24 protein-coding genes and 1 tRNA gene are annotated in these 23,220 nt (G+C 59.3%); 17 read left to right on the top strand and 8 right to left on the bottom strand.

Annotation, left to right across the window (positions count from 1 at the left end):
- From HZ99_RS01260 to HZ99_RS01215, 10 genes are all read left to right on the top strand, one after another.
- Complete coding sequence (locus HZ99_RS01260) at window positions 1–312, top strand: hypothetical protein (RefSeq protein WP_038440762.1); 312 nt, start codon at window positions 1–3, stop codon at window positions 310–312.
- Window positions 313–370: 58 nt separating this feature from the next.
- Window positions 371–2,005 carry a class I SAM-dependent methyltransferase gene (locus HZ99_RS01255; RefSeq protein WP_038440761.1) on the top strand — a complete coding sequence of 545 codons (1,635 nt, stop codon included), beginning with the start codon at window positions 371–373 and terminating at the stop codon, window positions 2,003–2,005.
- Window positions 2,006–2,196: 191 nt separating this feature from the next.
- Window positions 2,197–2,703 (top strand): hypothetical protein, encoded by a 507-nt coding sequence (locus HZ99_RS01250; RefSeq protein ID WP_038440759.1) that lies wholly within the window; start codon window positions 2,197–2,199, stop codon window positions 2,701–2,703.
- Window positions 2,696–3,016, top strand: coding sequence for a hypothetical protein (locus HZ99_RS01245; RefSeq protein ID WP_038440756.1), 321 nt, complete (start codon window positions 2,696–2,698; stop codon window positions 3,014–3,016). Before HZ99_RS01250 ends, HZ99_RS01245 begins: the two co-directional genes overlap by 8 nt.
- A 100-nt stretch (window positions 3,017–3,116) precedes the next feature.
- A complete protein-coding gene (locus tag HZ99_RS01240; protein ID WP_038440753.1) occupies window positions 3,117–3,539 on the top strand; it encodes a hypothetical protein in 423 nt (140 codons plus the stop codon).
- Window positions 3,536–4,153, top strand: a complete 618-nt coding sequence (locus tag HZ99_RS01235; RefSeq protein WP_038440751.1) for a Lar family restriction alleviation protein — start codon at window positions 3,536–3,538, stop codon at window positions 4,151–4,153. Before HZ99_RS01240 ends, HZ99_RS01235 begins: the two co-directional genes overlap by 4 nt.
- Before the next feature lie 84 nt (window positions 4,154–4,237).
- Window positions 4,238–4,978: a hypothetical protein gene (locus HZ99_RS27315; RefSeq protein ID WP_051902972.1), complete on the top strand. Its 741-nt coding sequence runs from the start codon at window positions 4,238–4,240 to the stop codon at window positions 4,976–4,978.
- A gap of 48 nt (window positions 4,979–5,026) precedes the next feature.
- On the top strand, window positions 5,027–5,350 hold the full coding sequence (locus tag HZ99_RS01225) for a hypothetical protein (protein ID WP_038440749.1): 324 nt from the start codon (window positions 5,027–5,029) through the stop codon (window positions 5,348–5,350).
- Between the two features lie 51 nt (window positions 5,351–5,401).
- Window positions 5,402–6,361 (top strand): hypothetical protein, encoded by a 960-nt coding sequence (locus HZ99_RS27310; protein WP_050593327.1) that lies wholly within the window; start codon window positions 5,402–5,404, stop codon window positions 6,359–6,361.
- A gap of 89 nt (window positions 6,362–6,450) precedes the next feature.
- The gene (locus tag HZ99_RS01215; RefSeq protein ID WP_038440746.1) at window positions 6,451–6,696 is read left to right on the top strand and encodes a helix-turn-helix transcriptional regulator; all 246 of its coding nucleotides are present in this window, start codon (window positions 6,451–6,453) and stop codon (window positions 6,694–6,696) included.
- Here HZ99_RS01215 and HZ99_RS01210 read toward each other — a convergent pair.
- From HZ99_RS01210 to ggt, 3 genes are all read right to left on the bottom strand, one after another.
- Window positions 6,693–7,670 (bottom strand): tyrosine-type recombinase/integrase, encoded by a 978-nt coding sequence (locus HZ99_RS01210; protein ID WP_038440744.1) that lies wholly within the window; start codon window positions 7,668–7,670, stop codon window positions 6,693–6,695. The genes HZ99_RS01215 and HZ99_RS01210 overlap by 4 nt on opposite strands.
- 136 nt (window positions 7,671–7,806) lie before the next feature.
- Window positions 7,807–7,880, bottom strand: a tRNA-Cys gene (locus HZ99_RS01205).
- Between the two features lie 229 nt (window positions 7,881–8,109).
- Window positions 8,110–9,834, bottom strand: a complete 1,725-nt coding sequence (ggt, locus tag HZ99_RS01200; protein WP_038440742.1) for a gamma-glutamyltransferase — start codon at window positions 9,832–9,834, stop codon at window positions 8,110–8,112.
- Window positions 9,835–9,978: 144 nt separating this feature from the next.
- Here ggt and HZ99_RS01195 point away from each other — a divergent pair, with 144 nt between their 5' ends.
- Window positions 9,979–11,265: an MFS transporter gene (locus HZ99_RS01195; protein ID WP_038440741.1), complete on the top strand. Its 1,287-nt coding sequence runs from the start codon at window positions 9,979–9,981 to the stop codon at window positions 11,263–11,265.
- Here HZ99_RS01195 and HZ99_RS27485 read toward each other — a convergent pair.
- Window positions 11,255–11,422, bottom strand: coding sequence for a nitrous oxide reductase accessory protein NosL (locus tag HZ99_RS27485; RefSeq protein WP_404942445.1), 168 nt, complete (start codon window positions 11,420–11,422; stop codon window positions 11,255–11,257). The genes HZ99_RS01195 and HZ99_RS27485 overlap by 11 nt on opposite strands.
- Window positions 11,423–11,622: 200 nt before the next feature.
- On the opposite strand from HZ99_RS27485, the gene HZ99_RS01185 reads away from it, so the two are divergent.
- Entirely contained in the window at window positions 11,623–12,414 is a 792-nt protein-coding gene (locus HZ99_RS01185; protein ID WP_038440738.1) for a MipA/OmpV family protein, read from the top strand.
- 66 nt (window positions 12,415–12,480) lie between these two features.
- On the opposite strand, the gene HZ99_RS01180 is transcribed toward HZ99_RS01185, so the two are convergent.
- The 3 genes from HZ99_RS01180 to HZ99_RS01170 all read right to left on the bottom strand — a co-directional run bounded on the left by HZ99_RS01180 (window position 12,481) and on the right by HZ99_RS01170 (window position 15,237).
- Complete coding sequence (locus HZ99_RS01180; protein ID WP_038440736.1) at window positions 12,481–13,761, bottom strand: ATP-binding protein; 1,281 nt, start codon at window positions 13,759–13,761, stop codon at window positions 12,481–12,483.
- A 4-nt stretch (window positions 13,762–13,765) separates the two neighbouring features.
- Window positions 13,766–14,473 carry a winged helix-turn-helix domain-containing protein gene (locus HZ99_RS01175; RefSeq protein WP_038440734.1) on the bottom strand — a complete coding sequence of 236 codons (708 nt, stop codon included), beginning with the start codon at window positions 14,471–14,473 and terminating at the stop codon, window positions 13,766–13,768.
- A gap of 161 nt (window positions 14,474–14,634) precedes the next feature.
- Window positions 14,635–15,237 carry a tRNA-(ms[2]io[6]A)-hydroxylase gene (locus tag HZ99_RS01170; protein ID WP_038440733.1) on the bottom strand — a complete coding sequence of 201 codons (603 nt, stop codon included), beginning with the start codon at window positions 15,235–15,237 and terminating at the stop codon, window positions 14,635–14,637.
- 157 nt (window positions 15,238–15,394) lie between these two features.
- Here HZ99_RS01170 and HZ99_RS01165 point away from each other — a divergent pair, with 157 nt between their 5' ends.
- A complete protein-coding gene (locus tag HZ99_RS01165; protein WP_038440731.1) occupies window positions 15,395–16,258 on the top strand; it encodes a universal stress protein in 864 nt (287 codons plus the stop codon).
- Between the two features lie 133 nt (window positions 16,259–16,391).
- Here HZ99_RS01165 and HZ99_RS01160 read toward each other — a convergent pair whose 3' ends face one another.
- Window positions 16,392–16,862 (bottom strand): DUF1289 domain-containing protein, encoded by a 471-nt coding sequence (locus HZ99_RS01160; RefSeq protein WP_038440726.1) that lies wholly within the window; start codon window positions 16,860–16,862, stop codon window positions 16,392–16,394.
- 395 nt (window positions 16,863–17,257) lie between these two features.
- Here HZ99_RS01160 and acnB point away from each other — a divergent pair, with 395 nt between their 5' ends.
- From acnB to HZ99_RS01140, 4 genes are all read left to right on the top strand, one after another.
- Window positions 17,258–19,867, top strand: a complete 2,610-nt coding sequence (acnB, locus tag HZ99_RS01155) for a bifunctional aconitate hydratase 2/2-methylisocitrate dehydratase (RefSeq protein ID WP_038440723.1) — start codon at window positions 17,258–17,260, stop codon at window positions 19,865–19,867.
- 315 nt (window positions 19,868–20,182) lie between these two features.
- A complete protein-coding gene (locus HZ99_RS01150; protein ID WP_038440722.1) occupies window positions 20,183–21,076 on the top strand; it encodes an alpha/beta fold hydrolase in 894 nt (297 codons plus the stop codon).
- Window positions 21,077–21,101: 25 nt separating this feature from the next.
- Complete coding sequence (locus HZ99_RS01145) at window positions 21,102–22,373, top strand: glycosyltransferase (protein ID WP_038440719.1); 1,272 nt, start codon at window positions 21,102–21,104, stop codon at window positions 22,371–22,373.
- A gap of 119 nt (window positions 22,374–22,492) precedes the next feature.
- Complete coding sequence (locus tag HZ99_RS01140) at window positions 22,493–23,218, top strand: autoinducer binding domain-containing protein (RefSeq protein WP_038440716.1); 726 nt, start codon at window positions 22,493–22,495, stop codon at window positions 23,216–23,218.
- Window positions 23,219–23,220: the final 2 nt, after the last annotated feature.

Below are 23,220 nucleotides of genomic sequence, written 5' to 3'. Positions count from 1 at the left end.
ATGGCTGCCGCGCAGAAAGAACGATCAGCAAAGACTGCGGCGAGGCGAAAGACTCGCGGCGAGGAAGAATTGCGACTCCACACCATGGCCGGCACCCGCCAAGCCTTGGCTGACCTGATGGCCTGGCACGGCATCGAGGAACAGGGCGAGGCCATGACCTTGATGATTCACCACCTGCACGGCCTGGGCCCGGCTGGATCGGCTCAGTTTCTCTCACCGCCGCGACACGAAATAACCATCAGTGAAAACGTGTCGGCAAAACTGCAGCTCGCCTACAACCGCGAAGCACTGCGCATCTGTGTAGACGAATAACCCACCCTACTCGCTGCATCCGGTAACGCGGAGGGCGGCGCCTGACTGGAGATAATCCATGCACGCAATAGCTACCCCGGCATACGGGGAGATTGTCGAGGATGTCGCTGAGTTCTTCGCGCCGATGGCTGGCGATGCAATTGACGGCCTGCTGGGTCGCTACGACTCAGCCCGGAGGAACATCGAAGCGCTTCATGATTTCGTGATAGCTGGCGGGAAAGCTGGTGCGCTGAACTACTTTCTCGACGGCAATGGCGACAACGGGAGACACGGAACAATATCGGTAGAACGCTTATTCCAGCTTCCAGGCGCGATAGCATCGCTCAACTCGTCATATTGGGGCGAAGCCCTGGCTCTGACAGATGTTTACGACGCAATGCCTCAAAAGCGCCGCAACGAATGGAACGAGCAGATTCGCGAGCACAAAGCACCAGACTTTGAAGAAAGCACGGTGCGGGCAACACTGAGCGAATTGCTTGCAGCCCGAGCTAAGTTCTTTGCTGAACGGGTAGACGGGATATTCCAGGCGCTTTCAGGCGAGCACGTAACGAACTCACCCTCGGCTTTCGGTAAGCGAATGATCGTCGCCCGTATGCTGACCTACTACGACACTGTGGACCACGACCGTGCGGGTTATCTGAATGACTTGCGTTGCATCATTGCAAAGTTCATGGGTCGGGATGAGCCTGGGCACAACAGCACAGGACCACTTCTGGAGATTCTGCGCCGAAACACCGGCCAGTGGCATTCGGTCGATGGTCACGCAATGAAGATCCGGCTTTACAAGAAAGGCACAGCGCACATTGAGATTCACCCGGAGATGGCCTGGCGCCTAAATTCTGTATTGGCCAGCATCTACCCTTCCGCCATTCCTGCCAGCTTCCGCACGAAACCTGCGCGCAGAACCAAAGAGTTCCAGATGGTTGGCCGCCCTTTGCCCTTCACCGTAGTCAATGCACTGGCAGGGATGAAGCAGCAGCCTTGCAAGCCGGTGCAGGTAGATCGTTGGAGCCCGCCGCGCGAGCCGCTGACAGATAACGTCAACGCCCTGCAGTTTGCCTATGACAGACACAGCGCGATCACCCAGGCAGAAGCGGAGAAGGTACTAGCTATGATCGGCGGAGTTAAGCGCACAGCCGTCGGGCACTCTTGGTTCGAGTTCGACTTCAACCCGCGCTCAGCTTTGGACGAAATTATCTCGAGCGGTTGTATTCCCGACCAGAGGGCTCACCAGTTCTACCCGACACCTGAAACCGTTGCGGAAGCCGCGGTGGAGCTGGCACACATCGATCCTGATCACAACTGCCTTGAGCCTAGCGCCGGCATGGGTGGACTTGCCGACCTGATGCCGAAAGCCAAAACCGTTTGCGTTGAAATCAGCGAGCTTCACTGCGAAGTATTGAAAGCCAAGGGCTACTACGTCGAGTGCGCCGATTTCCTGAAATGGCAGATCGCCGGAAAGTACGACCGTATCGTTATGAACCCGCCATACAGCGAAGGTCGCTGGCAGGCTCACATTGAGCGTGCAGCATCCATGCTCAAGCTCGGTGGAAGGTTAGTCGCAGTTTTGCCGGCCAGCGCGAAAGGCAAAGACGTGCTGCCAGGCCTGAAGCATGAATGGTCACAGATCTACAACAACGAATTCGCCGGCACCAGCGTGTCAGTTGTGATCCTCGCCGCCTCATCCATGTAAATCCAACTCTGATGCGCCGCCTAGCAGCGCCTGGAGAACCCCATGATCCGCCAATACCGATTCAGCGAGCTAATGGCTCGACTGACCAATGCTGAGTGGACGGTCATTCAAGATGCCCGAGGCAATTTGTGTTTATGCCGGTTGCCTACAGAGGCCGTCGGTTGTGATTTCTGATTATTTGGAGGTGGGTCATGAGTGAAGTGAAGCGGTTTTATGCAGAATTGGCTGAGGAAAATGACTACGGCGGATTTGTTCTGGCGTCCGATTTCGACCGGGTAACCGCCGAGCGTGACGCGGCGCTGGGGCGTGAGGCCAAGTTGATAGTTAATGCTGAAAGAGGAAAGAGAAAATTTCAGAAGCAATTGCAGCGATTGCAGGTTGCCGTAGGGCAGCGAAATACCTACAAGGGCCAGGTTATCGACCTTCAACATCGCCTGACCGCAGCTGACGCGCGTGTGGAGTTGTTGCGCAAGGCCCACCCATTCACCAATGACGTGGCGCACGACGTGTATGTGTGGCTGGAGATCGACGCCGCACTCAAGCCAGCAGAGGGACAGCTCAACCAGTGTGATGGCTGCCAGGCTGGTATTCCAGTTGTGAATGGCGCTCACCGCATGGGCAAACCTGGCGGCTACCCGGACCTGATTGGCTGCACGGCCAAGCTGTACAAACCAGTAGAGGGTGGTGGCGATGAGTGATATTTCTAAGCACCTTGATGAAGCGGAAAAGCATCTGGCAATTGCTGTTTCAATGATGCTCAAAGACGCGGGCAGCGCAAAGCGAATGCCCAGCGGCTCAATGTGGCTTGGGGCTTGGGGTGATGTGAGCAAGGCGACCAAGGCAATGCTCAGGGTGCGCTCCCTGGCAGAAAGGTTTCGCTTTATGGAGACGCTGCGCAAAAGAAAGCCAGGTGCGTTTGCAGCACAACCTGGCCAGGTAACACATGACTTGCAGACGGCAGAAACATACCACGAAATCGACCCTGTTTGCTCTGCATATTTTGTTCGCTGATGCAACGGCGAATGCATGGAGAACCTGTGATGCGCGCCCAACTCCCCGCCTACTGCTGGTGCCTGCTGGCACTGGCACAACTGATTTGCTGAGGTGATTTATGCGTGAGTTCAAAAGAGAAATTCGTTACACGGTCATCAAGCACAACCAATTGACCGAAAGCCAAATTCAATACCTGAAGAACTGCATATTCGGCGAAGGCATCCCGACCGTGAAGGCGGTGGTGGTTGAGGCGGATTGGCCGGAATACGAGACTGTGTGGAGTCTGCTTGAGCGGCGTGCCAAGGGTATTAAAGATCAGGTCGGTACTGTCATTGCTAAAACCTGGCTGGTTGGCGCGCCAAGAGTTGCAACGCTTTATGAGGCAAGCTCATTGCCTGATGGCGCAGCTCTTTACTTGGCGCCGCCAGCCGATTCAGGCCTTGCAGAAGTGACCCTGCAAATTCTTAAGCAGGCAAAGGACATCCCTGACGGACTTTACGCCCGCGCTAAATTTCTTGCGAATCAGGTAACCAAGCCATGACCACCAACCAAACGATTGACGGCGTTCCGCTTCTGCCGTGCCCGTTCTGCGGCGGCGAGCCATACGGAACCCACGATCACTATGTACACGACGACCTGAGCCCCATGCCTTGCGTCGAATGCCGAGCCTGTAGTGCGCACCTCAAAGCTGAGGACTGGAATCGTCGCGCTGAGCCAGCCGCCCAACCACAGGGCGAGCCGGTGGCGTGGGCAAATTGGAAAGTCGGGTCAAGGTCATACGTTCCATACCGCACCGCAGGCGAGGCAAGGCGCTGTGTTGAGGCATCTGAAATTTCAGCAACCCAAAACGGGCCTTACAGGGTTGTGCCGCTCTACGCCGAGCAGCCCGCGCCGGTAGCGGTGGTGATACCTGTGCGCTCACCCAAGGACTACGCCATCGAGCATGCTGAGTACATGGCAAAGTCAGCCGATGACGTTATGGCCAAGTTCCAGGCGTATGGGCTGGCCATATTTGCCGTCGATGAAGGCGGTGACGATGGCGAAGGTGAGCTGCTGGAGAATATCGACTCCGCCCGCGGCGACCTCCAGGAGTCATTGGTGGAGCTGCGCAGTATGGTTTACGAGTTTCGCAAGCGCGCAGCCGAATCCCGATAGGAGTACATCCGTACTCCACCCGCAAAACCTGTAACCCCTCCCCCTTCAAAGTCAGCCGCTATAGCGGCAAGGACCAATATCGTCATGCCAAAACATCAGCCAGAACTGGCCCGCATCTACAACGTGTTCGGCCTCAGCTCAAACCATGAGCTGTCGACCCTGCTGGTAAATATCGAAAACACGAAGCGCTTCTCCGATCTGTTGCACGCAGTGGAGCGCGAGTTTTTCATGGTGCCCGGCGAGCCATCTGATGAGCCCGAAGACACAGGACATCCGGTAGATGACGACTGCCTGGTAAATAGCTGGGGGTCGACACCGGCTGAGTACCTCAAGCAATTCAAGGCAGCGTTACCGATAGCTGCCGCGAACTCGGTGCCGGCCTATGAGGCGCTCGTGACCGGTGAAAAGTGGTCGCTGGACGGTGAAAACGGCTCCTGGGATTACGACAGCCTCGACGAGCTGCTCAAGGACAACTATGGCCACGACAGCGATGGCGATGGGCACCCGGCCAGCTACAGGCCTGGCCTGTACGAAGGAGGCACTGTCTACCGCGGGATTGTGTGCAAGGACGACCCCGCTCGCTTCCTACCAGATGCCAGCGATGTGACCGAGCGAATGTACGAAAACGCCTGCGATAGCGACGCTGGCGAATGGGTTGATGCGTATCCAGACCTAAGCAAGGCGGCCGAGGCAGAACTGCAGATCGCGCTCGCACCGCTAAAGGCATGGGCGCGCAAGCATTGCCAGCCTGAATTCTTCACGATCAAGGACATCACGCCACACATCGTCACCGGTGAGGATGTCAGCCGGAGTAGGAAGCCATGATCGCCACCCTCTGGTTCGCCTACGTCTTCATCTATCGAGGTCCAGGCCATGACAGACCATGAATTGTTGCGGATGTCTGCCAAGGCCATGGGCTTCGAGCTGGAGTATCGGCGCGGAAGCGATGCCTTCTACTACGACGACCCAGATTCAGGCCGGGAGCAATGGCAGCCACTCAGTGATGACGTCCAGGCCATGCGCCTGGCGGTAGACCTTCAGCTCAGCATCCTCTGGTTCACCAACCTGCAGTACGTGATGGTCGAGCGCCGAGGCTTCGGCGAGAACATCGGTTGGACCGACGACGCGGATCGAGGTGGCGCGCTACGCCAGGCAATCACCGTCGTAGCAGCGCAAATCGGCAGCACGCTTCCCTAAACCCAATCCCCCTACATGCCTGCCGGTGAGCGGCGGGCGAGGTATTCCTGCATGTTCGAAATAATCAAAGCCTGGTTTTCCCGCAATGTTTTCAGGGCCAATCCATGGCAAGACAAGTTCGTGATCCTCAATTTCATCGACCTCTACTACAAGGGCCAGCGTGACAGCATATTCGGAATCGCCATCGACTCCGGCGACAACGGCGACTACCCAGGAAACAAGCTGATCATCCATGTCTGGAAGTATTCAGCCTGGATCAAAATTCCCAACATCATCAAGCCTTGGGCGCAGAAGCAAACATTCACTACATTGAGCCCGGAAGCTACAGCGCGACGACTTGAACAGTTCGGGCATCTCGACTACTTCGAGTATCACGCTCGCAAGTACGGGTTCCGCCTGCAAACACGAGGAATCCACACGAATTTCGGGCCTAGCACAATGGACTCGCAATCCGAAAAGTCTCGGTACTTCTCATTCCCTTGGCGCGAATTCGATCTGGTCCTGAATGCGCTGTGTGACGCAAACGGCGTTGAGCATATCGAGAAGAGCAAAGGTGTTCGCCTTGGCTACAAGGAAGCTCAGGCCATCAAAGACACAATGCCCCGCTATGTGTTTTTGCTTAAGGACTATGACGGCCAGGAAATACGAGCCTATTGCCATATGGAGAAGCGCGTGTACCGCATCGGTACCGGCTGGGTGAAAAAGTACTTCGGTGCGCTGCGCCCTACGCGAACTTTCGTTGAGCTGGATATCGCCTTTGATGGCGAGACAGGCCCAGAAAAGGGGTCGTGGAAAGGCGGGACCATCGGTACCGGCAGCCGCGCGGAGAAAGGCGACAAGCACGACGCCCAGTACCTGATTGAGAAGTACTGCGCCGGAACGCATCGCGCCAAAGGCTCCCACTACCAGATGACCTTTATCCGTCGCGAGCCTGATGCTCCATACACCAACGAGACTTACCGGAAGGCTTCGGCTGAACGCCGCGGCGAAGCTTACGTGCCGATCGCATAACTCTCCCCCACCTTCTGCCGCCCAGCGCGGCAAGGACACCAAATGACCATCAATTCAGCGCGGCCCGGAATGGGCTGTGGGAGGCAACTATGGAACCGGAAGTAATTCATGTCCCGGAGCTGGCCAAGATGCTTGGCCGGTCGGAATCATCTATCCGCAGCGCGCTACAGGCCGGTGCGTATTGGCTGCCACCGTTCTTCAAGCAGGGTATCCGGATTTGCTGGAGGGTCAGTACGGTGCGCAAGTTCTTGCAGGAATTCGAGGAAGGCAAGCACGCGCCGGCGCGCCCTGGGCGCAAACGTCAGACGCCGCCGACGCTCGCTCGTGTCAGTTAACCGAGCTTGTCGGCCAGGGTGTCAGGGCACAGGTGGGTGTACCGCTTGAGCATCCCCATGGTTTTGTGTCCAGTCACAGAAGCCGCCTCCATGATCGACAGCCCCTTCTCAAACAGCCGCGACGTTCCTTCATGCCGCAGGTCATGGAAGTGCAGATCCTTCACCTCGGCAGCCCTGCAGGCACGCAGGAAATACTGGCTGACTGAGTGCGGGGCCAGGGAGAACACCTGGCCATCAATGCGGGCCGGAAGTGACTCAAGCAGCGCGCGGGCACGGATCGACAGCGGCACCAGCCGGCGGCTGCCGTTCTTGGTGTCTTCCAGCAGCGCATGCTTGCCCTTGATGTCGACTCGGCGCAGCGTCAGCAGTTCGCTGCGGCGCATTGCGGTCTCGACGGCAATCTCAATTATCACTGGCATTTCCGCATGGATCGCCCCTGCGGCCTTGATCACCGCCTTCAACTCGGCGGCACTCGGCCGGCGGTCACGCTCCCGGCTACCCTTCGGCATCCTCAGTTTCGCAACTGGGTTGCTCAGACCTTCAATGCCCCAGTCCTTGATTGCCACCGTGTACAGATGGCTTATCAATGCCAGCGATAGCCGAATGGTGTTGGTCGATGCGCCGGAAGCCAGGCGCGCATCACGGTACTCGGCCAGGTCGGATGACCGCAGTTCAGCCAGCGACTTGCCGCCATACTTGCCATCGGACCACGTCTTTATCCGGGTCAGCTCCTGGCGGGCGCCCTTCTTCAGCGCAGATACTTCCCGCGCATAGCGCTCAAAGGCCTTCGCGACCGTGGTGGCTTCCGCCTCCCGGGTATCGACGAAGCGCTTGCGCGACATATCCCCCTCGATTTCAGAAGCCCACCGCTGCGCCTCCGCTTTCGTGTCGAACGAGGCGGAAAGTGCCGGGTATCCTTTTTTGCGGATCTTGGTCCGCCATGTCCCATTGGGACGCTGTTCGATAGTCGCCATGCTGCGGATTTTGCCGTTCGTCCCTAGGACATGCAAACAGTCTCGGTGTCCCAGGATTGTCCCAATTATCCCGCCGAACAAAATCCGCAGGCACAAAAAAAGCCCCGCAACCTAATGGCTGCGGGGCTTTCAAGAGTGGAGGCCGAGGTCGGAATCGAACCGGCGTAGGCGGATTTGCAATCCGCTGCATAACCATTTTGCTACTCGGCCTCAAACGATCAATGCCCAAACTGCTGACATTTACCGCATATGAACTTGAGTGGGCTACGTGAAGCTTGCCTCTACTCTATCTCATTGAAAACATTGAAGTTTTTTATGCTTCAGTGCGTTCGATGGCGGCAATTATGTACTGATTTACCGAGGCTGGCAAGCCCTTGATTTCAAAAAATATTCTTCCAGGTCGCAGGGCCGGGCTGCCAGGCCCCTGCCCTGCACTGGCTTAGTAGCCCAGTGACAGCCCCGTATTGCGCCGCGGGTCGTTGGCACCGTAGAAGCGGTTGTTGCCCACGGGCTTGCCGTCCAGGGACGGGGCGCCGACGAGGATGGCGGCCAGGTGGTTGGCGTCTTGTGGGCCGGCAAATTTGTGGCCCCAGCTCTCGAGGATTTTCTGGGTGTCGGGGCTCAGGGCGAAGGTTTCCAGGTTGGTACTGTCGGGCATCCACTGTTGGTGGAAGCGTGGGGCGTTGACGGCTTCCTGGATGTTCATCTTGTAGTCGATGACATTGAGGATGGTCAGCAAGGTGGCGGTGATGATGCGGCTGCCGCCCGGGGTGCCGATGACCATCACGGCCTTGCCGTCCTTGGTGACGATGGTCGGGCTCATGGATGACAGCGGCGCCTTGCCCGGGGCGATGGCGTTGGCTTCGCCCTGGACCAGCCCGTACATGTTGGGCACGCCGACCTTGACAGTGAAGTCGTCCATTTCGTCGTTGAGGATCACCCCGGTCTTGCTGGCCATGACGCCGGCGCCGAACCAGTCGTTGAGGGTGTAGGTCACCGAGACCGCATTGCCCCATTTGTCGACGATGGAGTAATGGGTGGTGTTGCTGCCTTCATGGGGCGCAACGCCGGGCTTGATGGCCATGGAGTCGCCGGCTTTTTGCGGCTCGATGGCGGCGCGCAGTTTGGCGGCGTAGTTCTTGTCCAGCAGGTGCTCCACCGGGTTCTGTACAAAGTCCGGATCGCCGAGGTAGCTATTGCGGTCGACGTAGGCGTGGCGCATGGCTTCGATCTGGTAATGAGTGCCCTGGGCCGAGCCGTAGCCCAGTTCGGCCATGGGGTAGCCTTCGAGGATGTTCATGATCTGGCAGATCACCAGGCCGCCCGAGCTGGGTGGTGGCGCCGAGACCACGTGGTAGCCGCGGTAGTCGCATTCGATGGGGGCCAGTTCGCGGGTCTGGTATTTGTCCAGGTCAGCCTGGGCGATGATGCCTTTGCCGGCCTGGCTGGAGTCGACGATGGCCTTGGCCACCCAGCCTTTGTAGAAGCCATCGGTGCCCTTGGCGGAGATTTCGCGCAGGGTGCGGGCCAGGTCTTTTTGCACCAGTTTCTGCCCGACCTGCAGCGGCTCACCTTTGTTGAGGAAGATGCCGCGCAGGTCCTGGTCTTTTTTGAACTCTTCAGTGGCGCTGTGCAGCATGTCGATATCACCCTGATCGAGGGCAAAGCCGTTTTCCGCAAGCTCGATGGCTGGCGCGATCACTTGTGCGCGCTTGAGGGTGCCGTATTTGCTCAAGGCCAGTTCCATGCCGGAGACGGTGCCCGGCACGCCGACCGCCAGATGGCCCTTGGCGCTCAGGCCCGGGACGACATTGCCGTCCTTGTCCAGGTACATGTCGGCAGTCGCCGCCAATGGGGCTTTTTCGCGGAAATCGAGGAAGGTCTTGCGCCCGTCCGCCAGTTGCACGGTCATGAACCCGCCGCCCCCCAGGTTACCCGCTGCCGGGTAGACCACGGCCAGGGCGTAACCGACGGCGACTGCCGCATCCACGGCGTTGCCGCCAGCCTTCAGCACATCGACGCCCACATGGGTTGCCAGGTGCTGGGCCGTCACCACCATGCCGTTTTCACCGGCCACCGGGGCCTGGGAGGCCGCCTGCACACCGCTGAACGTCAGGACCAAGGCCGTCGCTATCAAGGTTCGGGTAAAGGGTTGGTAGTTCATCCGTGGGTACTCTGTTTGTCAGAAGCATTAAACGTAGCTGCTTTCGCCCACCAACCCCAGCCAGGTGGCGCTTTTCAGACAGAGCTTGTCGGTAACGCAATGCTATATTCGCCCCGCCCTACTCATTGCCCATGAGATACACCAATGCCCACGGTCGTCGACCCGATCCACGCGCTGTACCACAAGATCACCTGGAAACTGGTTCCCTTCCTGTGCTTCTGCTACCTGGCCGCCTACCTGGACCGGATCAACATCGGTTTTGCCAAGTTGCAGATGCAAGACCAGTTGCAGTTCAGCGAAACCGCCTTCGGCCTGGGCGCCGGCCTGTTCTTTGTCGGCTATATCCTGTTTGAAGTGCCGAGCAACCTGATCCTTGCGCGCGTCGGCGCGCGGATCTGGATTGCCCGCATCATGATCACCTGGGGCCTGCTCTCGGCCTGCACGTTGCTGGTCACGTCCACCACCCAGTTCTATGTGCTGCGCTTTTTGCTCGGCGTCGCTGAAGCCGGGTTCCTGCCGGGGGTGTTGTATTACCTGACCACCTGGTTCCCCACCCATCGCCGGGGGCGGGTCATTGCGCTGTTCATGATCGGCCTGCCGCTGTCCAGCGTGATAGGCGGGCCGTTGTCCGGCTGGATCATGGGCCATTTCGACCAACTGGGCGGCCTGCGCGGCTGGCAATGGCTGTTCCTGCTTGAAGCACTGCCCAGCGTGCTGTTGGGGGTGCTGGCGTTCTGGGCGTTGCCCAATACCTTTCACCAGGCCAAATGGTTGTCGACCGCTGAAAAGACCTTGCTGCACGAGCAACTGCGCGCCGATGACAGCCAGGCCGGCCACAACCCACGGCGCTTTCGCGATGGTTTCTTCAACCTCAAGGTATGGATGCTCGGCGGGATCGACTTTTCAATCCTGCTCAGTGCCTACGCCATGGGCTTCTGGATGCCGACCCTGATCCGCAACGCGGGGGTCAGCGATACGCTCCATATCGGCCTGCTCACCGCCCTGCCCAGTGTCGCCGCGCTGGCCGGCATGCTGTTGATCGGTGCCAGCTCCGACAAATACCGCGAGCGCCGTTGGCACATTATCGTGCCGTTTTTGGTGGGCGCCGTGGCCATGGCCAGTAGCACGTTCTTTACCCATAACGTGGTTGCTACGGTGGCTTTGTTTGCCGTTGCTTCGGCAGCAATCCTCGGCGCAGTGCCGGTGTTTTTCAGCCTGCCGGCGACCTTCCTCACAGGCACCGCGGCAGCCACCGGTTTTGCCCTGGCCTGCTCCCTGGCGAATATCGCCGGGCTGGTCAGCAACTCGTTGATGGGCCTGGCAATCGACCTCTCCGGCAACAGCGCCGGGGCCATGTGGTTCTTTGCCGCCAGCCTGGTACTCAGTTGCCTGCTGGTGATCGCCTTGCCGGCAAAGCTGGTCAACCGCTAGGGCCCCGGCGCCGCGACTTTCTGTGCCTGCGCCTGTTCGGCAAACGAGGCCAGCCCACCCCCATGGCGCCCTTGAGCCCGGTGCCGAGCACGTAGTAGGCGGTCTTGGCCTCGATCAGGCGGGCATCGTCCGGGGTATCCCAATGGCTGCGCCCCATGCCATGCACATTCGGCAAACCGCTCGGCCGTGGCCATTGAACCCTTGATTGAAATCAAGCCCGGGAGCGCGGCGTTCAGGCGCTGGCCAGCGCAGCCTCCGGGCTTAACAGTCTTTGACAGTTTCCCGACAAAGCTGTCAAAGACCCCTGCCCACGCCGTCCCTAGCATTCGAGCCTCCCATGGAACGACGAAGGCCATCATGCGTTCAAGAACGATCTACCTCGCTGCCACCTCTGTGTGCCTGATCACCTGCACCCAACTGTCAGCCGCCACGGACTGGCAATACAGCCTGCAAGCCGGGGCGGCCAACCTGCCGCGTTACAGCGGCAGCAATGAGCGGATGACCGCTCCCTTGCTGGGCGTGAATGTTGTCAGCCCCTGGGGGATTTTTCTCGATACCAACAAGGGTTTGGGTTGGGGTTATGAGGATGACAACCTGAGTTTCAGTGCCTATGTCGGGGCCAGCACCGCGCGCAAGGACCAGAAGAAAAGCACCAGCCAAGGCTCTGACCGGCTCAAGGGCATGGGGCATATCAAATCGCGCCCGCAATTGGGGGTGAGTGCCAGCTATAGCCTGGGCACGGCGATCCTGGGCGCGACCCTGGAACATGCGTTGGAGCAAGACGATAAAAAAGACAGCGGCAAGGCTTTTACCTCTTTGGCGTTGAGCATCGGCACCAACCTGTATGACGGCGACTACGGCACCGTGGACGCCAGCCTCAACAGCCTCTTTGGCGATGGCAACTATATGCAGACCTGGTATGGCGTGACCGAAGGCCAGGCCCGGCACAGCCGCTTTCGCGCCTATGATGCCAAGGGTGGGATGGTCAGCCGGGGGTTGAATGTGAACTGGACCTTGCCGATCAACGAGCAGACCAGCTTCTCGACCTTACTGGATGTGCAGTACTTGTCCGGCGATGCGGGCAAAAGCCCGATTGTCGAGCGTCGCATGCAAACCTCGGTGATGGGCGTGCTCAACTACACCTTCTGATTGGATAACCCAATCAAACATGTAGGAGCTGGCTTGCCGGTTCCTACATGTTTTGATCTTAGAAGGTCAATCGGCGTAGGCCCAGGTCATCCGGAACGACGCACCGCCCCACTGCGAGTCCAGCACCTGCACCTGCCCGCCATGCCACTGGCTGACCCGCTGGACCAACGCCAGGCCCAGGCCGAAGCCGCCGGTGCGGCGGTCGCGGCTGGCGTCCAGGCGCATAAACGGCTGGAAGATTTTCTCCCGGCCATCCTCGGGTACGCCGGGGCCGTCGTCACACACTCGTACCTCATACCCGCTGCCGAACTTGACCAACGACACCTCCACCCGACGCTCCGCGTAACGAATGGCATTGCGCAACAGGTTGATCACCGCGCGTGCCATGAACCGTGGCTCGATCTGAATGAAGTCGACTTCACAGGTACGCAACGACAGCTGCACACCTTCGGCTTCGGCTTCCAGGGCTACACTGCCGATCACACTGTCGAGCCAGCTTTGGGCCTCGATATTCTCGCGGGTGACCTGTGTCGCGCCACGTTCAAGGCTGGCGTAGGTCAACAGCTCGGAAACCATCTCCTCCAGCTCGCCGAGGTCGGCGTACATGTCACCAATCAGTGCGCGGCTCTGGCGTGGGTCTGCTTCCTGTCTGAGTTGGTCGAGCTCAAACGACAAGCGTGCAATTGGCGTTCGCAGTTCATGGGACACCGCATTGGTCAGCTCGCGCTGGTTGGCGATCAGGTGCTCGATGCGCTCGGCCATCTGGTTGAAGTGCCCGGCCAATTCGCGCACGGTCGAGCGGCGCGACAACAGGATGCGCGAGCCCAGGTCATTGTTCCCAAAACGCTGGGCCGCCAGGCGGATATGCTCAAGGTCTCGCCAGTGCGGGCGCACCCAGAAATACAAGACAATGGCCAGGCACAGGCCCAGCAGGCTGTAGGCCCACAGGTACAGCCAGCGAGGTTCCACCGGTAGCTTGATCTCAAGCAGTTGCGCACCGCCGTCGATATCAGTGATGAACTCCATGAAGTCGCCACGCACCACCAATTTGCCGTCAGCCAGCAATTGCTGCTCGCGGGGAGTGAGCCCGGCACCGTCCCGGGCAATCAAGGCCAGGCGCAGGCCATAGTGCTGTTGCAACTCGGCCAGGCGCGTCTCGCGGGCCCTGCCGGCGGGCAACGGGCGCAATTGCTCCACCAGGCCGTAAGCCGGACCGCGCATGGCTTCGCGGTTGTAGGTTTCATTGGCTTCGGGCAGCAATTCATCGAAGGTGTAGTTCACCAGCAAGATCGCCCCGGCCAGGCCCAGGGCCAGGATGATGTACAGACGCAGAAACAGGCGCAGCATCTGGCTAGACCTCCCAGGCAAACGGATTGAACAGGTAGCCCTTGCCCCAGATGGTCTTGATACACACCGGCTCGCGGGGGTTGTCGTTGAGTTTGTTGCGCAGCTTGCTGATGTAGACGTCGACACTGCGGTTGAGCCCATCGAAGGCAATCCCGCGCATACGGTTGAGAATATCGTCGCGCGAGAGGATCTTGCCGGCGCTGCTGGCCAGCAACCACAGCAGCTCGAACTCCATGGTGGTCAGGTCGATCTTCTCGCCACCCAGGCTCACCCCCCGGCAACTGCGGTCAATCGCCAGTTGGCCGAACGCCAGGGAACCACGCACGGTGGGCTCTGGCAGGTGGCGCCGCTGCAGGGCCCGCAGACGCGCCAACAGCACTGGCGGCTTGATCGGCTTGATCACATAGTCATCGGCGCCGGACTCCAGGCCAAGGATGTGGTCCAGGTCATCTTCCTTGGCCGTAAGGATCACGATGGGTGTGTCGGACACCGTGCGAATCTCACGGCATACGTGCAGGCCACTCTGGCCGGGCAGCATCAGGTCAAGGACGACGATCTTGGGCTTGAATGCAAGGAACGCCGCCAGCGCCTGGTCACCGCGATACACGGTGGACACTTCAAAGCCATGCTGGGACAAGAAATGGGCGATCAGCCCCGCCAGCTTCTCATCGTCCTCAATGAGCAATACCTTGCCAAGACCCAAGTTTTCCATAGGTTTCCACTGTGCGAGCACCAATTGAAGTGCGGGCATTATAGAGGGCAACGGCGGTCCACAAGCGCACGCAAGGCCCCATCCAGCAGGGCTTTGATGCAAACTTCATGTTTTTAAGAGTTTTTTACAAATAGCCCGCAGTCTTTCACGGGCATTTGATATCAGGCTGGCACGCCGCTGTGGAAGCGGAACTCGACGTCCGGCGACTCGATCAGTTCCTGCTCGGCGGCGCGTACCCGCTCGATCACCTGGGCAACATCCTTGGCATCGCCATATTGATAGGCCAGCTTCAGGTAACCCTGGAAGTGTCGTGCCTCGCTTTTCAGCAGGCCAAAGTAGAACTTGCCGAGTTCTTCGTCCAAATGCGGCACCAATGCTTCAAAACGCTCGCAACTGCGCGCTTCGATAAAAGCGCCCACCACCAAAGTGTCCACCAGCTTCACCGGCTCGTGGCTGCGCACCACTTTACGCAAGCCCGAGGCATAGCGGCTGGCATGCAGTTGGCGCAGCTCGATCTTGCGCTTTTTCATCAGGCGCATGACTTGCTCGTGGTGCACCAGCTCTTCGCGGGCCAGGCGCGACATCATGTTGATCAGGTCGGCATGGGAGTGGTACTTGGCGATCAGGCTCAAGGCGGTACTGGCGGCCTTGAACTCGCAATTCTTGTGGTCGATCAGCAGGGTTTCCTGGTCGGCCAGCGCGGCCTGGACCCAGGCGTCGGGGGTGCGGCAACCGAGGAAGTCATGGATTTCGGGCAGGTTCATCGGGCTCACGGGCAAAGGGTCACAAAAGGCCGCCGATTATACCGACCCCACCGCAGACCACCAGTCACGGGCCTTGATGTGCATCAACATGACGTACGGCAGGCAGCAACTATAGTTGTTCGAAGCCTTGCCCTTCCCACCCTTGGAGATCCCGCTCATGAACGATATTGGCAAAATCCTGGTGATCATCGAGCCCGAACACTCGGAAAGCCTGGCCCTCAAGCGTGCCAAGCTGATCGCCGGGGTGACCGATGCTCACTTGCATTTGCTGGTGTGCGATAAAAAGCATGAGCATTCGGCGCTGTTGAGCTTGCTCAAGGAGCAACTGCTGGCAGACGGCTACAGCGTCAGCACCGAACAGGCCTGGAGCAACAACCGGCACGAAACCATCATCGACGCGCAGCAGGCCGAAGGTTGCGCACTGGTGATCAAGCAACACTACCCTGACAGCCCACTGAAAAAAGCCCTGCTGACGCCGGATGACTGGAAACTCTTGCGCCTGTGCCCCGCGGCAGTGCTGCTGGTCAAGACCGCGACGCCATGGACAGACGGTGTGATCCTGGCGGCCATCGACGTGGGCAATCTCGATAACGAACACAAAGCCCTGCACGCCGCCATTGTCGACCATGGTTTTGACATTGCCGGCCTGGCCAAGGGCCAGTTGCATGTGATCAGCGCCCATCCGTCACCCATGCTGTCGGCCGCCGATCCAGTGTTCCAACTCAAGGAAACCATCGAGGCCCGCTATCGCGAGCAGTGCAAAGCGTTCCAGGCCGAATTCGATATCGACGACAGCCGCCTGCATATCGAAGAAGGCCCGGCCGATGTGCTGATCCCCCATGCCGCCCACAAACTGCGCGCGGCGGTCACGATCATTGGCACCGTGGCGCGCACCGGGATTTCCGGGGCGTTGATCGGCAATACGGCAGAAGTGGTGCTGGATGCGCTGGAAAGCGATGTGCTGGTGCTCAAGCCCCAGAGCATCATCGATCACCTGGAGGAACTGGCCAGCAAGGCCTGATACCAATCCACCAACCCATGTAGATCAACTGTAGGAGCTGGCTTGCCGGCGATGGCGGTGTGTCAGTTGATAGAGACTTGACTGACACTGCGCTATCGCCGGCAAGCCGACCCCTACAGGTTGATTGGGGTCGTCAGCCGGAGAGTGCGTCTTTGAGGAAGCCAGGGGCGATATAGCGCTGGTAATGCGCCTCGGACAGGATAAAAAACTCCCGATCAATGGCGTCGCGCAGTTGCGGCAGGTTCCAGTCGCGAAACTCCGGCATCAGCACCATGCCATAGGCTTGCAGATTGTTGATCACCCGGGCACCCCGGGCGATCAACTGGTAGGCCCAGCAGTATTCGGACTGGTGCGGCACAAAGCGGATTTTGCGTTGCTCCAGCTGCCAGCGCAGTAACTTGGGGTCGAACACCTCCAATTTGCCCGCCATGACCTGCACCAACAGTTGCTCAAGCCGCAGCCATACCGCACGTTTTTCTTCCTCGCCATAACCATTCCACTGGATCACTTCGTGGTGGAAACGCTTGCAGCCACGGCACACGAGATCGCCGTAAACCGTAGAGCACAGGCCGATGCAGGGGGTCTTGATGGTTTTGTTGGGCATGGGTGGCAGCGCACAAATCAGCGAAACAGTGGCCTATGTTAGCCCTTTGTCTAAGGTTCATCACCCTGCAAACTTGCTGCGGCAACTTACCTTTAGAAATTTTTTGCCGTAGAATCATCCGGCCTTGTAAGGCGCCAAATAATCCGTTGGAAGCTGTTTTCAAAGCGTCACGAGCACAGTCGTTCCTTCAGAACGGTGTTGGCACTGGTTATTTCCCCTTCAAATAACCAGTGCCAACCCTCATCAGCTCCGTTCTGCAGGCGTAAAACTTTGAAAGCAGCTTCTGTGAGAAATGCCGGCAGCGCTGGCTCTACGGCCCAAAAAGCCCCCGAGCGCATGCGTGCCGTGCATGTCTGGATGAGCGTCCCGTGGGACCACTGATGAGGGTAATAACTGTGCTTGAAGCCTACCGCAAACATATCGAAGAGCGTGCAGCCCTGGGTATCGTTCCCCAGCCGCTAAACGCCGAACAAACCGCAGGCCTGGTCGAGCTGCTGAAAAATCCCCCGGCTGGCGAAGAAGAGTTCCTCGTTGACCTGATCACCAACCGCATTCCACCAGGCGTTGACGAAGCCGCCTACGTCAAGGCCGGTTTCCTGTCTGCCCTGGCCAAGGGCGAAGTCTCTTCTCCCCTGATCGACAAAAAACGCGCTGTTGAACTGCTCGGCACCATGCAAGGCGGCTACAACATCGTGACCCTGGTCGACCTGCTGGACGACGCCGAACTGGCGGCCGTTGCAGCCGCCCAGCTCAAGCACACCCTGCTGATGTTCGATGCGTTCCACGACGTCGCGGAAAAAGCCAAGAACGGTAACCCGCATGCCAAGGAAGTGATCCAGTCCTGGGCCGACGGCGAGTGGTTCAAGAACCGCCCGACCCTGGCCGACAAGATCAGCCTGCGCGTGTTCAAGGTCACCGGCGAAACCAACACCGACGACCTGTCCCCTGCTCCCGATGCCTGGTCCCGTCCTGACATCCCACTGCACGCCCTGGCCATGCTGAAAATGGCCCGTGAAGGCATCGTGCCGGACGAGCAAGGCAAGACTGGCCCGATGAAGCAGATCGAAGAAATGCGCGGCCAGGGCTTCCCTATCGCCTACGTCGGTGACGTGGTCGGTACCGGTTCGTCCCGTAAGTCGGCGACCAACTCCGTACTGTGGTTCTTCGGCGACGACGTTCCTTATGTGCCGAACAAGCGCGCTGGCGGCTTCTGCTTCGGCAGCAAGATCGCTCCGATCTTCTACAACACCATGGAAGATGCTGGCGCACTGCCAATCGAATTCGACGTCACCAACATGCACATGGGCGACGTGATCGACCTGTACCCGCATGCTGGCAAAGTCTGCAAGCACGGTACCGATGAAGTCCTGACCACCTTCGAAATGAAGACCCCGGTCCTGTTGGACGAAGTGCGTGCCGGCGGCCGTATCCCGCTGATCATCGGCCGCGGCCTGACCGAAAAGGCTCGTGCCGAGCTGGGTCTGGGCCCTACCGACCTGTTCAAGCTGCCTGAAGCACCTGTGGACACTGGCAAGGGTTTCACCCTGGCCCAGAAAATGGTCGGCAAGGCCTGCGGTCTGCCAGAAGGCAAAGGCGTTCGTCCTGGCACCTACTGCGAACCAAAGATGACCACCGTCGGTTCCCAGGACACCACCGGTCCCATGACCCGTGACGAACTGAAAGACCTGGCGTGCCTGGGCTTCTCGACCGATCTGGTGATGCAGTCGTTCTGCCACACCGCGGCCTATCCAAAGCCGATCGACGTGACCACCCACCACACCCTGCCTGACTTCATCATGACCCGTGGCGGTGTATCGCTGCGTCCAGGCGACGGCATCATCCACAGCTGGCTGAACCGCATGCTGCTGCCGGACACCGTCGGCACCGGTGGTGACTCCCACACCCGTTTCCCGATGGGCATCTCGTTCCCGGCCGGTTCCGGTCTGGTCGCGTTCGCCGCAGCCACTGGCGTAATGCCACTGGACATGCCGGAATCGATCCTGGTGCGTTTCAAAGGCAAAATGAAGCCTGGCATCACCCTGCGTGACTTGGTTCATGCCATTCCTTACTACGCGATCCAGTCAGGCCTGCTGACGGTGGAGAAGAAAGGCAAGAAAAACGCCTTCTCCGGTCGCATCCTGGAAATCGAAGGCCTGAACGACCTGACGCTGGAGCAGGCGTTCGAGCTGTCCGACGCCTCGGCCGAACGTTCGGCTGCCGGTTGCACCATCAAGCTGTCGAAAGACTCCGTGACCGAGTACCTGAACTCCAACATCACCCTGCTGCGCTGGATGATCGGTGAAGGCTACGGTGATGCACGTACCCTGGAACGTCGTGCCCAAGCGATGGAAGCCTGGGTTGCCAACCCTGAGCTGATGGAAGCCGATGCCGACGCGGAATACGCTGAAATCATCGAGATCGACCTGGCCGAAATCAACGAGCCAATCCTCTGCGCGCCAAACGACCCGGACGACGCCCGCCTGTTGTCCAGCGTGGCTGGCGAGAAGATCGACGAAGTGTTCATTGGTTCGTGCATGACCAACATCGGTCACTTCCGCGCTGCCGGCAAGTTGCTGGAGCAGGTCAAGGGCCAGTTGCCAACCCGTCTGTGGCTGTCGCCGCCGACCAAGATGGACGCTCACCAACTGACCGAAGAAGGCTACTACGGCATCTACGGCAAGGCTGGCGCGCGCATGGAAATGCCGGGCTGCTCGCTGTGCATGGGTAACCAGGCACGTGTTGAGCCGAACTCGACCGTGGTGTCGACTTCGACCCGTAACTTCCCGAACCGTCTGGGTGACGGCGCGAACGTCTACCTGGCCTCGGCCGAGTTGGCGGCAGTCGCCTCCACCCTGGGTCGCCTGCCGACCGTCGAAGAGTACATGGGCTACGCGGCGAAACTGGACACCATGGCCAGTGACGTCTACCGCTACCTGAACTTCGACCAGATCGCCGAGTTCCGCAAAATCGCTGCAAGCGCCAACATCCCGGTGGTTCAAGCCTAACGGTGCGTTGATGTAAGGAACGCCGCGTATCGCAAGATACGCGGCGTTTTTTTATGCCTGGAAAACGGCAACCCGGCCGCAAGGCACTGGCGGTCGGCATCGACCTACCAGATCAGGTAGTTGTCCCTCACCCTCCTGAAGACTGAAACTCTCTTCACCTTGATGCCCGCGTCATGGGATCTGCCTGCTTTGGATGTACTTCGCGCTGTATGCCGTACAACTTCTAATAAAAAACAGCCAAGCCTTGCCCTCGGTGCCCGAGCCCAGTGGCAGGGGCGCTCTCACCCGTTTTTAAGTGCTTAATGGAGGTGTGTTATGTGGCGCAACCAATATGTGATCGAGAGAATCTTCAAGGACTATGCGGTGTCGGTGGAACAAATCGGCGATGCCCCCGATAAAAAGAACGTACTGCTGGTCAATGGCGCCATGGCCACGACCTCGGCCTTTGCCCGTACCAGCAAATGCCTGGCCGAGCACTTCAACGTGGTGCTGTTCGACTTACCCTTCGCCGGAAACTCCCGGGCTCACAACCCGGACCGGTGCCTGGTGACCAAGGACGACGAAGTGCAGATCCTGCTGGCCTTGATCGAGCACTTCAATATTCACCATCTGGTTTCCGCCTCCTGGGGCGGCCTGTCGATCCTGCTGGCCCTCGCCCAAAAACCGGACAGCGTCGAAAGCTCGGTGGTGATGTCATTCGCCCCCGGCCTCAACGGCCCGATGCTCGAATACGTCAGCGGCGCCCAGGCACTCATGGCCCGGGATGACAACGACGGTATCGGCCACTTGCTCAACCAGACGCTGGGCAAGCACCTGCCGCCCCGGCTCAAGACCGCTAATCAACAGCACATGGCACAGTTGATCAACGCCGAGCAGCATCAAGCGCGATTCCATATCGACCAGGCCCTCAAACTCAATGAAGGGGCTTACCTGCCGCAGTTGTCGGACATCGACAGCCATGTGCACTTTTTGAATGGGGCCTGGGACGAATACACCAGCGCCCTGGACGTGCAACGCTTCAAACAGTACATCCGCGACTGCAGCTTCTCTACGGCCGAGTGCAGCGGACACTTTCTCGATCTGGAATCCAGGGCCGCGGCCAACGGTGTGCACCGCGCGCTGCTCGGCCACTTGCTGACACTGCGCGACACCCGGCCAGAAACGTTCTGCGTGACGCCCCCTCACCGAGCGCAGTTGAGCTTCGCCTGAACACTTTTGAGCAAGGATGCGGATGATGCGAGTAATCATGATTGCCATCGGGTCGGCCGGTGACGTTTTTCCCTTTATCGGCCTGGGCGTTGCTCTGACCCTGCGCGGTCACCAGGTAACGTTGTGCAGCATGCCGGCGTTTCAGCGCACCATCGAGGCACAGGGCCTGGCGTTCGTGCCGTTATGCGATGAAGCGACCTACAACGCCGCCATGGGCGATCCCCGCCTGTGGGATCCGAAGACCTCCTTCGCCGTGTTGTGGCAAGCCATCGCCGGGCTTTTAGAGCCGGTCTACGATTATGTAACCACCCATCACACTGACGATACGGTGGTGGTCGGCTCGCTATGGGCCCTGGGCGCACGTATTGCCCATGAGAAATACGGCTTACCTTACCTTTCGGTCCAGGTGTCGCCTTCAACGCTGTTGTCGGCACATTTGCCGCCCGTACACCCCACTTTCAATGTGTCGCAACGCTTGCCATTGCCTGTGCGCAAATGGCTCTGGCGCGGGATCGAATACCTGAGCCTTGACCGCACCTGTGCCCCAAAAATCAATGCGCTGCGCCGCAAACGCGGGTTGCCAGGCGTGGCGAAGAACATCTTCAGCCAATGGATGCATTCGCCCCAAGGGGTGATTTGCCTGTTCCCCGAATGGTTCGCCCCCGTACAGCAAGACTGGCCGCAGCCTTTGCACATGGCCGGCTTCCCACTGTTCGACGGTGGCACCCTGGGGCTCGATGAACAGACCCGGGCCTTCCTCGATGCCGGGCCGGCCCCCATTGTCTTCACCCAAGGCTCTACTGAGCACTTTGACCAGCAGTTCTATCGCTTCGCCCTGGCAGCGCTGCACAGGGTCGGCGCACGCGGCATTCTTCTGACCGGCGACCGGCCGATCCTCGCCGACCTGCCGTCCACGGTCATACAGCGTCCCTTTTTACCAATGGGTTCGCTGCTGCCCCGTGCCGCCGGCCTGGTCCACCCCGGTGGCATTGGCGCCATGAGCCTGGCGCTGGCAGCCGGCATTCCCCAGATTGTCCTGCCGATCGCACATGACCAGTTCGACAACGCCGAACGACTGGTGCGCCTAGGGTGCGGGATACGTCTTGCCCTGCCCCTGGACAGACAAGACCTGCAAGGTGCGATCAGCGCGCTGTTGCATGACACCCGGTTGCAAGGCGCCTGCCTGCGGGTGAGCAACCTGATGCCCAGCGACGCAGCGTCCTGTGAAACCGCGGTCAAGGCCATTGAGCAGTGCCACGCGCGCCACGCCATACCTCGCCTGAGCCAAGCATCATAGACCCAAGCCTTTCAGGCAAAAGCACCGTGCCAGAGCCGTCGGCAAAGCACAGGAAAAGTTTGACAGATATATCTCGTGGGCTAGATTGCCAAAGGTTCCAGGAATCGAGGCGACTGTCCATGGAGAAGGAAAACGACCTCATCCGCTGGTGGAATCGCTTGCGGATAGAGATGCTCAAGCAACAGGAAGGGGCACAGGTGTTCGCGCTGCTGGAACGGGAAGTGTTGCAACTGGGATTCGAGTACTACGCCTATGGCGTACGCCACCTGACCCCTTTTACCCGCCCAAAAACCAAGATTTACGGCTCCTACCCCGAAACATGGCTGGAACATTACGAAGCGCAAAACTACGCGGCAGTCGATCCGTCGATTCTCAGTGGCTTGCGCTCCACCGAGATGGTGCTGTGGAACGACGCCCTGTTTGATAACAGCCGCAAGCTATGGCTGGAAGCCCGGGATTGGGGCCTGTGCATCGGCGCCACGCTGCCGATTCGCAGCCACGATCATTCGCTGCGGGTACTGTCCGTGGCTCGGCGCCAGGACCAGATTTCCCAGGCTGAAAGCGACGAAATTCAATTGCGCCTGCGCTGCATACTCGAACAGGTGACACAGCGCCTGACCGACCTTGGCCATAGCGAACGCTGCCACCCGTCGATCTGCCTCAGCCTGCGTGAGCGGGAAATCCTGCAGTGGACCGCCGACGGCAAGAGTTCAGGCGAAATTGCACTGATCCTGACCATCTCCATCAACACGGTGAACTTTCACCTCAAGGCCATCCAGAAGAAATTCGGGGCAGCCAACAAAACACTGGCGGCTGCCTATGCCGCCGCACTGGGCCTGATCTAGGG

Origin of the sequence: Pseudomonas fluorescens, from assembly GCF_000730425.1 — a bacterium.
GTDB classification, from domain to species: domain Bacteria; phylum Pseudomonadota; class Gammaproteobacteria; order Pseudomonadales; family Pseudomonadaceae; genus Aquipseudomonas; species Aquipseudomonas fluorescens_X.
Note: the sequence above shows the minus strand (reverse complement) of the source record. Positions and strands in the feature narration are given on the sequence as shown.